The organism is Endozoicomonas sp. G2_1, from assembly GCF_017744155.1.
Classification (GTDB): Bacteria; Pseudomonadota; Gammaproteobacteria; order Enterobacterales; family Alteromonadaceae; genus JAGHQT01.
This window is the reverse complement of sequence record NZ_JAGHQT010000006.1, coordinates 223830-233877: the sequence shown is the minus strand read 5'-3', so window position 1 is coordinate 233877 and position 10048 is coordinate 223830. Positions and strand designations below refer to the sequence as shown.

General features: G+C 42.5%; 6 protein-coding genes and 4 tRNA genes. 8 read left to right on the top strand and 2 right to left on the bottom strand.

Annotated elements, in window-relative coordinates:
- The first annotated feature begins 32 nt into the window (after window positions 1-32).
- From J7384_RS10025 to J7384_RS10005, 5 genes are all read left to right on the top strand, one after another.
- Window positions 33-119 (top strand) — tRNA-Leu (locus J7384_RS10025).
- 16 nt (window positions 120-135) lie between these two features.
- Window positions 136-211, top strand: a tRNA-Gly gene (locus J7384_RS10020).
- Between the two features lie 72 nt (window positions 212-283).
- Window positions 284-370 (top strand) — tRNA-Leu (locus J7384_RS10015).
- 16 nt (window positions 371-386) lie between these two features.
- Window positions 387-462: transfer RNA gene (locus J7384_RS10010), tRNA-Gly, on the top strand.
- Between the two features lie 159 nt (window positions 463-621).
- A complete protein-coding gene (locus J7384_RS10005; RefSeq protein WP_209113583.1) occupies window positions 622-2556 on the top strand; it encodes an EAL domain-containing protein in 1935 nt (644 codons plus the stop codon).
- A gap of 201 nt (window positions 2557-2757) precedes the next feature.
- Here the strand turns inward: J7384_RS10005 and asnB are convergent, their stop codons facing one another.
- The gene (gene asnB / locus J7384_RS10000; protein ID WP_209113581.1) at window positions 2758-4422 is read right to left on the bottom strand and encodes an asparagine synthase B; all 1665 of its coding nucleotides are present in this window, start codon (window positions 4420-4422) and stop codon (window positions 2758-2760) included.
- A 512-nt stretch (window positions 4423-4934) separates the two neighbouring features.
- On the opposite strand from asnB, the gene J7384_RS09995 reads away from it, so the two are divergent.
- The 3 genes from J7384_RS09995 to J7384_RS09985 are packed head-to-tail and all read left to right on the top strand — an operon-like array spanning window position 4935 to window position 8290.
- Window positions 4935-5816 (top strand): ATP-binding cassette domain-containing protein, encoded by an 882-nt coding sequence (locus tag J7384_RS09995; RefSeq protein ID WP_209113579.1) that lies wholly within the window; start codon window positions 4935-4937, stop codon window positions 5814-5816.
- Window positions 5816-7039 (top strand): ABC transporter permease, encoded by a 1224-nt coding sequence (locus tag J7384_RS09990; RefSeq protein ID WP_209113577.1) that lies wholly within the window; start codon window positions 5816-5818, stop codon window positions 7037-7039. Before J7384_RS09995 ends, J7384_RS09990 begins: the two co-directional genes overlap by 1 nt.
- A 45-nt stretch (window positions 7040-7084) precedes the next feature.
- Window positions 7085-8290 carry a hypothetical protein gene (locus tag J7384_RS09985; RefSeq protein WP_209113575.1) on the top strand — a complete coding sequence of 402 codons (1206 nt, stop codon included), beginning with the start codon at window positions 7085-7087 and terminating at the stop codon, window positions 8288-8290.
- Between the two features lie 18 nt (window positions 8291-8308).
- Here the strand turns inward: J7384_RS09985 and J7384_RS09980 are convergent, their stop codons facing one another.
- Window positions 8309-9967, bottom strand: coding sequence for a LysM peptidoglycan-binding domain-containing protein (locus J7384_RS09980; protein ID WP_209113573.1), 1659 nt, complete (start codon window positions 9965-9967; stop codon window positions 8309-8311).
- Between the last annotated feature and the right edge of the window lie 81 nt (window positions 9968-10048).

The window sequence follows — 10048 nt, the reverse complement described above, 5'->3', positions numbered from 1 at the left end:
ACCAATACTTACTATAAAAAATATTACCCTATGCCCGGGTGGTGGAATTGGTAGACACAAGGGATTTAAAATCCCTCGCTGGTAACAGCGTGCCGGTTCAAGTCCGGCCCCGGGTACCATTTGGTAAGATCCTATGCGGCTGTAGCTCAGTTGGTAGAGCATCACGTTGCCAACGTGAATGTCACGAGTTCGAGTCTCGTTAGCCGCTCCAAATTTCGCTTTGTTATCTTTTTAATAAAAGCAAGTAAGTCACCAATACTTACTATAAAAAATATTACCCTATGCCCGGGTGGTGGAATTGGTAGACACAAGGGATTTAAAATCCCTCGCTGGTAACAGCGTGCCGGTTCAAGTCCGGCCCCGGGTACCATTTGGTAAGATCCTATGCGGCTGTAGCTCAGTTGGTAGAGCATCACGTTGCCAACGTGAATGTCACGAGTTCGAGTCTCGTTAGCCGCTCCAATTTCTCCTTTAAAGTCTGATTACCTTTTTGGCCACATCTGCCAAGACAAATTTTTTGTTAAAATAGAGTGACTTCTTGTATTTGTTCCTTATTATATAAATTTGTACGTGATAAAATTCACATTGACAACAGACATGCAGTAAGAGAATCCAAACACTATGAAGTTATGGAAGCCAATAAGTTTATTTATAATCCTTTGGTCATTGCTTACTTATGTCTTGTTTATTCAGTCCTTTTCAAAAGAAGTTCAGCAGTCTATCAGTCAACAAACACTGACGATTATTGAAGAGAGTAACGCCAATAGCGCCTCGCCAATTGAGAAATTTATTAGTGCTATTTTACTGCACGATAACACCCTGAATTATCAAAATACTTTGTATTTAGTGCACCAACAAAAAGATGCTTCATCAGTTCAAGCATTGCCGTTCAAACCTATTGTTCTGAGCACGCTCTTTAAAGTATTGCCAACGTTAATTGTATTGTCAGCTGTTGCTTTGGGTTTTGCCTTAGTTGGCGCATTTTTTCAGCGGATAAAAACGGGTCCTTCAATTGACGCAATGTGCCGAAAGACTGAACAAATGATGAGCATTTACGGCCAGCGCTCTGAAGATATGACGGGGTTTTCTGGCTTGTCTCAACTCAATTATCACCTTAAAAGTTTATTGCAAATTGCCGCTAATCACAAAAGCCAAACTGAGCACAATGCGTTATGCGATCGGTTGACGCAATTAACCGACCGGCATGCTTTTTTAGAACATCTAAATACTGTTATTGACCGCACCGAAAAAGATCCGCAACAAAGCGCAATTTTATTTATCGATCTTGATGGCTTTAAACAGGTTAACGATTCTTTTGGTCACTCCTTTGGTGACGAAATTTTGATACAAGTTGCCGAGCGTTTGCGTTCGATTGTGCGCAGTCAAAATTTGAGTTTTAAAGATAGCGACAGCGTGCTGGAGTATAATCTGGCCCGTTTAGGTGGTGACGAATTCGCAATTTTCATTCAATTTTTGGATAAGTCTGAACAAGCCGTTAATATCGCAAGACACGTTTTGTCTGAGCTCGAACGCGATTTTGTGCTCGGTAGTAAAATTATTAAAATTAGTGCAAGCCTCGGTATTGCTGTTTATCCAGACAGCGCTGCAACGCCCAGTGCGTTAGTGCAAATGGCTGATGTTGCCATGTACAGAGCTAAGGCTGACGGCCGCGGCATTTACCGCATTTACTCGCCAGAAATGGGTAGTAAGTTAAGACGTTATCATTATTTACTCGAAGAAATGCGCCTAGCGATTACAGCAAACAACTTTACGTTGAGTTTTCAGCCCATTATTCATGTAGATGGTAGCTCAATTAGCTATTTTGAAGCACTGGTGCGTTGGCAGCACCCAGTTGAGGGCAATATTTCCCCTGGGGAGTTTATTCCAATTGCGGAAGAGTCTAACTTAATTTTAGATTTGGGTGATTGGATTTTAGATGAAGCGTGCCGCCAAATGGCTGCTTGGTATAACGCTGGTATGAGAAAGGCGCGAATCTCGGTCAATATTTCCGGCGTTCAATTAGCGCATCGCCCAATTTATGATTGGACCATAGCGGCCTTAAACAAAATGGGTCTGCCACCTTCGTCACTGATGTTGGAAATTACAGAGTCATGCTTTATTGATGTTTCTGATGAAGTGAAAGGGCAGTTAGAACGATTGCGTGCTGACGGGGTCATGATAGCGATTGATGACTTTGGTACCGGTTTTAGTTCGTTGTCATTGTTGGCTAATTTACCAGTCGATGTTTTGAAAATAGATCGCTTGTTTATTTCAGAAGCGATGCAAAACCCCAAATACAACAATATTCTTAATTCGATCATTGAGCTTGCCCAACGATTAGACTTAAAAGTTGTCGCTGAAGGTATCGAGCAAATTGAACAGCTAGAGTTACTTAAATCGCTGGGCGTGGTCTATATTCAAGGTTATTTGATTAGTCGTCCACAATCATCAATGCACGTTGGTGATAAAGTATTGGCTAAAAGCCAAAACCACATAGCACAAACTGGCACGGGTATTTGGCCTCCAGAAAAAAGCCGTATGATCGGTAACTTTTAATCGTATTGTTATCTGGTATTGAGATACCCAAATACATGGCTATTTCTCAATATACAGATTAGTAAGACGATGCCTTTATTGAAGCATACTAAGCTAGGCGGATTTGCGGTGAACACAGCATAACAAACCCAACAGTTAGCTCTATTAACTTTAAAAACAAAAAACGCCGCAAATTGCGGCGTTTTTTAGAGCTTGTTCTTGTTAATAGCTGTCGTTGTGAACGTTTTGTACCGCTCTGCCAGAAGGATCAGCCATTTTGCTAAAGCTTTCATCCCAAGCAAGTGCTTGTGGGGTACTACAAGCGACTGACTTACCACCCGGTACACATTCGGCAGCTGAATCTATCGGGAATTTTTCTTCAAAAATTTCACGATAGAAATAAGCTTCCTTAGTATCTGGCGTGTTAATCGGGAATTTAAACGCTGCGTTAGCAAGTTGTTGATCCGACACTTGTTGCTCGATATGCTCTTTTAAGCTATCGATCCAAGAGTAGCCAACGCCGTCAGAGAACTGCTCTTTTTGACGCCACAAAATTTCTTTTGGCAGGTAACCTTCAAAAGCAGAACGCAATACTGCTTTTTCCATTTTGCCATTGCCACACATTTTGTCTTCAGGGTTGATGCGCATCGCAACATCCATAAAGTTTTTGTCTAAAAATGGTACGCGAGCTTCAATGCCCCACGCTGACATTGACTTGTTAGCGCGCAAGCAATCGAACATATGGAGTTTTTCGAGCTTACGCAGTAATTCTTCGTGGAACTCTTGTGCATTTGGCGCTTTGTGGAAGTACAAATAGCCACCGAAAATTTCGTCGGCACCTTCACCAGAAAGTACCATCTTAATGCCCATCGCTTTAATCTTACGTGCCATCAAGTACATGGGTGTTGATGCGCGTACTGTGGTGACATCATAAGTTTCTAGGTGATAAATCACTTCTTTAAGGGCATCAATACCTTCCTGCTCGGTAAAGATAACGCTGTGATGGATGGTACCTATGCTATCGGCAACAGTTTGCGCGGCTTCTAAATCCGGCGAACCTTCGAGGCCACAGGCAAAAGAATGCACTTTTGGCCACCAAGCTTCTGATAAATCGTTTTCTTCAACGCGGCGGGCAGCAAACTTTTGTGTAATGGCTGATACTAACGATGAATCTAAACCACCAGAGAGTAATACGCCGTAAGGTACGTCAGTCATCAAATGACTTTTTACTGAATCTTCTAACGCTTCACGTAGCTTGGTTAAACTCGTGTTGTTGTCTTTAATTGCCGAGTACTTTTGCCAGTTGCGGTTATAGTACTTTTGCACCTCGCCAACACGACTGTCTAAAATGTGCCCCGGAGGAAACTCGCTCACGGTTTTACAAATTGGCATCAAGGCTTTCATTTCAGATGCAACGTAAAAGTTACCGTCGGCGTCGTAACCCGTGTAAAGTGGAATAATACCAATGTGATCGCGGGCGATTAAATAACTGTTGTCTTTTTCGTTGTATAAACAAAAGGCGAACATGCCTTGGAGCTTATCGACAAACTCGACGCCGTGCTCTTGATAAAGGGGTAAAATAACTTCACAGTCTGAAGCTGTTTTAAACTGATAATCAACCGATAGGTTTTGCTCAAGCGCTTTGTGATTATAAATTTCGCCGTTTACGGCTAACACGTGACTTTTATCTTGGTTAAATAGCGGTTGAGCGCCATTTTCGGTATCGACAATCGCTAAGCGTTCATGCACTAAAATGGCGTTGTCGTTGGCATAAATACCAGACCAATCTGGACCACGGTGACGTAAAAGACGAGAATATTCTAAAGCTTTTGGACGAAGCGCGCTGGCATCGGTTTTGAGATCTAAAATACAAAATATCGAACACATTGAAGTGCTACTCCTTTTATATTAGTTAAAACGAATTGTTGTGTAACGGCTGTTGGTTGGAAATGCGACCAAATACGGCGGCATCAGCTTGGCTACGGCGTTCACTTTGCTTTTTTTACTGATAAAAAGCAAGACTAAATAAGAACTTTTTTAAGAAAAAGTTATAAAAACAATAAATTTATAGTAAGTTATGTACTATACCCAAGCTACTTCAAAGTACTTGTTTCAGTTGAAATTAAAAACGATTTAGACAAGGCATTGATTGCCAAGAATGGTTGTTCCCTTGTTAAAATCAATAACGCAGAATAAATCGTTTTTAAATCAAGCCTTTGGGCGTTGTCACAGAGGCTTACTCTCATCGTTGCAGCTAATTGAAAGGGAGTGACCATTCCTGCTAGCTGCGCCTTGATATTAAGCCTCTGTGACAATGCTGAAACTAAGCATCTTGAAGTTGTTTGGGTATAACGCTAACTAAGTGCGTTCGCAATATCTAAAGGACTTCGTTTGATTTTATGATCACAGTTTCAAACCTTCGCAAATCGTTTGCCTTAACTAAAGAAACGAAAAAACAACTGTCACAAAAAAAGCAAGATAGTCGTCAACAAGGCAATCACTTTCAAGCGCTAGAAAACGTGAGTTTTAGCTGTCAATCTGGGCAAGTACTGGGCTTGTTGGGGCCAAATGGCGCCGGTAAAACCACGACTCTACGGATATTAGCGTCGTCGTTGAAACCCGATAGTGGCGAGATTGTCGTGAATGGCGTTGATATCGTCAAAAAGCCACAATTTTCCAAGCAAAAAATTGGCTTTTTATCGGCTAAAACTGGCTTGTATGACCGATTAACGGCGAAAGAAAATATTGAGTACTTCGCCAGGCTCCACGGCATGTCGAAAGCACAGATAAAAGAAACCGGTGAAAAAATTTATCAGCAACTGGGTATTGAAGAATACCTTTATCGTCGCGTTGATACTATGTCATCGGGTATGCTGCAAAAAGTGTCCATTGCACGTGCAGTGATTCACCAACCAGAGGTGATTATTTTTGATGAGCCGACCACAGGCTTAGACATTATGGCAACTGAGGTGATACTGGATTTTATTGCTCAGCAAAAAGCACAGGGCAGAGCGGTTATTTTCTCGACCCACCACCTTGATGAAGTCGCCATGCTTGCTGACTCAGTGGCGATTGTTAACCGTGGTAAAACCTGTTTTGAAGGTGATATTGCCACCTTACAGCAACAAACCGAACAGCAAGATTTGCGCAAAGCGTTTATGGCAGCACTTGATTTCACCGGTTCAAATAAGGAGGGCGATATTGTTGAGCCCGACCTTCACCAAGAGCTAGAAGGCCAACAAGCCCTCACAGAGGAAAAATTGACAGGAGACGCGCAATAATGTGGCAGGTGTATCGCAAAGAACTGTTAGAGCTAGTGCGTGATCGTAAAACCTTATTTTTTATGATCGCACTACCGTTGATCGTGTTTCCGATTATTTTTGGCATTATGGGACTTGTGGTGGCTAATGTCGCCATAGATGAAAAGATAAAAGTCCTAAACTATGCCGTTGTTAATGGTGATCGAGCGCCCAAATTTACCGAGGCGATGTTTTATCACCGCGACTTTAAATTAACTGAGATAAACCTGAGTAACGAGCAGGAAATAAGGAATGCGATTTTACAACAACAAGTCGATTTCGTGATACAAATTAACGATGACTATCAGGCTGATAGTAATGTGCCAAGTGTTGACAACTCAAACCTCAAAGCACCAACGTGGCAGTTGTTTTTTAATAATTCCTCACAAATTAACAGTGTCCGTCAAAAAATTGAAAAAGTATTTACCCCTTATTTAGCCCAAATCAGGGAGAGACAGCTAGCGCAATTAAGCTTATCTGAGCAACAATATCAATTGTTGGCGAAACCTGTGGTACTCAAAGTGGTCAATACCGCAGATGAACGAGAAAATTTCGGCGAGCAAGTTGGTGGCTTTTTACCTTACTTATTGATTATGCTGTGCTTAACTGGCGCCATGTATCCGGCAATTGATATTGGCGCTGGCGAAAAAGAACGCGGTACCCTAGAAACCTTATTGTTAACGCCGATTTCGAGAACGGCCTTGGTGATGGGGAAATTTTTTACCGTGATGACGACAAGTGCGATTAGCGCTTTAGTGACTATCTCAAGTCTGGTGTTTTGGGGCTATATTGTCGGTAAAGTATTTCAAGTTGATGCCGTTGGCCGAATATTGGCATCAGTCGGCGGTTTTGACTTTGTTCTTATGCTGTTTATGTTAATTCCGGTTGCGGCTATTTTTGCTGCATTAGCTTTGGCTATCTCGATTTATGCGAGAAGCTTTAAAGAGGGGCAGAATTATATGAGCGCTTTGTCTATGCTGGGCTTTGTGCCCGTGATGATGGCAATGCTGCCGGGTATTGAACTAAAGGGGACATGGGCTTATGTGCCAGTAACGAATGTTGCGCTTGCCATTAAAGAGATTTTGAAAGGTACGATTGAGTACAGTGCAATGTTTGGTATTTTTATCTCAAGTTTAGTGTTTGCTGTGATTGCTGTTGGCTTTTGCGTGCACTGGTTTAAAAAAGAATCAGTCCTGTTTCGTTAGGCTTATCGCTGCAACCATAAACTGGATTAATGTTGGGAAAATTAGATGAAGTTTAAAGTTAACAAAACCATTCTAGCGCTGGCTACAGCCGTTATGCCGCTTATTTGCGCGATCTGGAGTGCGAATAGCTATGGCCAAAATGACTACCAAGCACTGACCGTAGAAGAGTTGCGTTTAACCAAAGCCAGCCAGGTGATGCCGATCGTTGTTAACCGCCTTGATAAGCAAGTAAGTGAGTTTGAAGATCTGCTGGGAAAAGCACAAAGTTACACCAGTTTAACCCAATTGGTTATTCGCCACGGCAAAGCAATTTGGCAAGCAGGTGTTAAGCAAGTGAAGAACAGCGAAGCTTTTGACGATCGCAGTTTGTATTGGGCGCGTTTAAAAATGTTTAAAGCAATGCGCCAATTGCCGTTATTTCAAGAGTTATTGCCATACCAGCAACAAAAGTTACTATGGCAGTTATCACTGCTAAGTCGCGGTCAAAGCGATGTTGTATTTGATAAGAAAACCGATAAAAAAATATTGATCACAGGTTTTGACCCATTCTTTCTCGATCGCAATATCGATCAAAGTAACCCTTCTGGCGCAGCAGTATTGGCACTTGATGACATCGTTGTCAGTAGCGACGGTAAAAGTGCGGAAATTGAAAGTTTAATTATTCCAGTTCGCTTCGCCGATTTTGATCAAGGCATGATAGAGGAATTACTGGAGCCACATATTGGTCGTGGCAAAGTCGATATGATAGTGACGATTAGCATGGGGCGGGATGACTTTGATCTTGAGCGCTTTCCCGGCTTACGTCGCAGTGCCAAAGCGCCAGACAATCTCAATATTTATACCGGTGCAGATTCGAAAAATCCAAAAATTCCGTTATTGCGCGGCAAGCCATTAACCGGCAGTGAATTTGTTGAATTTAGCTTACCGGTTGAGGCAATGAAACGCGCTGTTGGACGTTTTGCGATTAATGATAATCACAACGTTACAACGACTGGCGGTAAATTGCACGATCAGCAAGCGCCTAAATATTTGCGTGAGTTAAGGCAGCAAATATCTGTTGAAGGCTCGGGTGGTGGCTATTTGTCTAATGAAATCTCGTATCGAAGTATTCGACTGCGCGATTTACACAACCCTGTATTGCCCGTTGGCCATATCCATACTCCGAGAATTAAGGCATTTGCGCCTGAAACCACTCCTGATATTGTCAAACAAATTAAAGCGATGTTGACTTATGCCGTACCTAAAATTTAGGCACGGCATTTATTAATGCTAGATATTATTGGTGATATCAACATTGAGTTTTAAACGTTGACCCGGTTGTAAATACTTTTTGCGACTCAAGCTGTTCCAACGCTCGATATCGCGGATGCTGACATTAAATTTGTTGGCAATTCGGGCGAATGAATCACCGCGACGGACAACATAGGTAATGTTGCGCATAATCGCTTGCTCTGTCGGTTTAGTCTTAGCGATTTGGCTGGTTTTTACCGTTGAGTTTTTTTGCCAAATTACTAATTTTTGACCGGGTTTAATGGTGTCGCGTGGCGCCATCCCATTCCACTTGGCAATTTGCCTTGTTGAGACTTTGTACTTACGAGAAATGTCCCACAAGGTATCACCGCGTTTAACTGTGTGACTGATTTTGGTGCCAGCCTGAGTTTTAGCTTGCGTTTTAGCCAGGCGTTGGCCAGCAGACAAAATGTAATTGTCTAGCGATTGAGTGGCGACAGGAATGAGCAAGTGTTTGCCTGCGCGAATATTGGTGCCCTTAATTTTATTGACCTGCTTAATTAAACTAATGCTGGTGTGAAATTTCTGGGCGATTTTACCCAAACTATCGCCTTGTTTAATTTGGTAGCGTTGCCATGCTAAACGTTGATCTTTTGGCAGCTTATTAAGTGCTTGTTCGAAATTTTGCTGTTTAACTTTTGGAATCACCAAATAGTGAGGGCCATTGGGATCGGTCGCCCAGCGGTTAAAACCCGGATTAAGACGTTGTAACTCAGTCAGTGATAAATCGGCAAGTTCAGCTGCTTTGGCTAAGTCGAGCTGAGATTTAATGTCGACTAAACTAATAACAGGGCCATTTTCAATTTCGTATAGCTTGATACCAAAGGTTTCCGGTTGCTTAACGATATCTGCCAATGCCAGTAATTTAGGCACGTATGCGCGGGTTTCCTTCGGTAAGTCGAGTGACCAAAAATCGGTTGGTTTGTTTTTGCGAGCATTGTTTTTAACTGCTCTGCGGACACGACCTTCACCAGAATTATATGCGGCCAGTGCGAGTAACCAATCGCCGTCAAAGAACTTGTGAAGATACTTTAAATATTTGATGGCGCCGTCAGTTGAAGCAATAACGTCTCGGCGACCGTCATACCACCAGTTTTGCTTCATGCCAAAGCGTTTACCGGTATCGGGGACAAATTGCCACATACCTGAGGCGCGGCCGTGAGAGTAGGCGAACGGGTCAAAGGCACTTTCAACAATTGGTAGTAACGCGATTTCAAGAGGAATATCGTTGGCATCAAGCTGTTCAACAATATAGTGCATAAAAGGCTCAGCGCGTTTAGCGACGCGATCTAAATACTTCGGATGTTTGGCGTACCAATTGCGCTGTGCCAATACTCTGCGGTTATGCGGTATATCAAAACTGAGGCCGTTGCGAATTCGCTGCCAAATATCGTCTTCTACGATAAGCTGTTGATCGGTAAGGGTGAAGTCGACATCAGCAACTGGGTGGACAACATCGATAGCGGGATCGGTCAGCAATATTTGGCTGATTTCACTTGGGGATGCGATATCGACAAGGGCAATTTCTTGATTGGTTTGATTGTCGTCATCTTGTTTAAAAGCAGTGGTTTGGCAACCAGAGAGAAAAATTGCCGCGAATACGCCGGCAGACACTATGCTTGGAGAAAAGTACTTCATAAAATTTTGAACCGATTAACGAGCCGCCAAGTGTTACTGATTTAAATCACACTTTCAAGCGTAAATTGGTAACAGTTAATG

Bases quoted from the DNA above. Each gene is read 5' to 3' on its own strand.
- J7384_RS10005 (WP_209113583.1), top strand. From the start codon at position 622: ATGAAGTTATGGAAGCCAATAAGTTTATTTATAATCCTTTGGTCATTG.
- asnB (WP_209113581.1), bottom strand. From the start codon at position 4,422: ATGTGTTCGATATTTTGTATTTTAGATCTCAAAACCGATGCCAGCGCG.
- J7384_RS09995 (WP_209113579.1), top strand. From the start codon at position 4,935: ATGATCACAGTTTCAAACCTTCGCAAATCGTTTGCCTTAACTAAAGAA.
- J7384_RS09990 (WP_209113577.1), top strand. From the start codon at position 5,816: ATGTGGCAGGTGTATCGCAAAGAACTGTTAGAGCTAGTGCGTGATCGT.
- J7384_RS09985 (WP_209113575.1), top strand. From the start codon at position 7,085: ATGAAGTTTAAAGTTAACAAAACCATTCTAGCGCTGGCTACAGCCGTT.
- J7384_RS09980 (WP_209113573.1), bottom strand. From the start codon at position 9,967: ATGAAGTACTTTTCTCCAAGCATAGTGTCTGCCGGCGTATTCGCGGCA.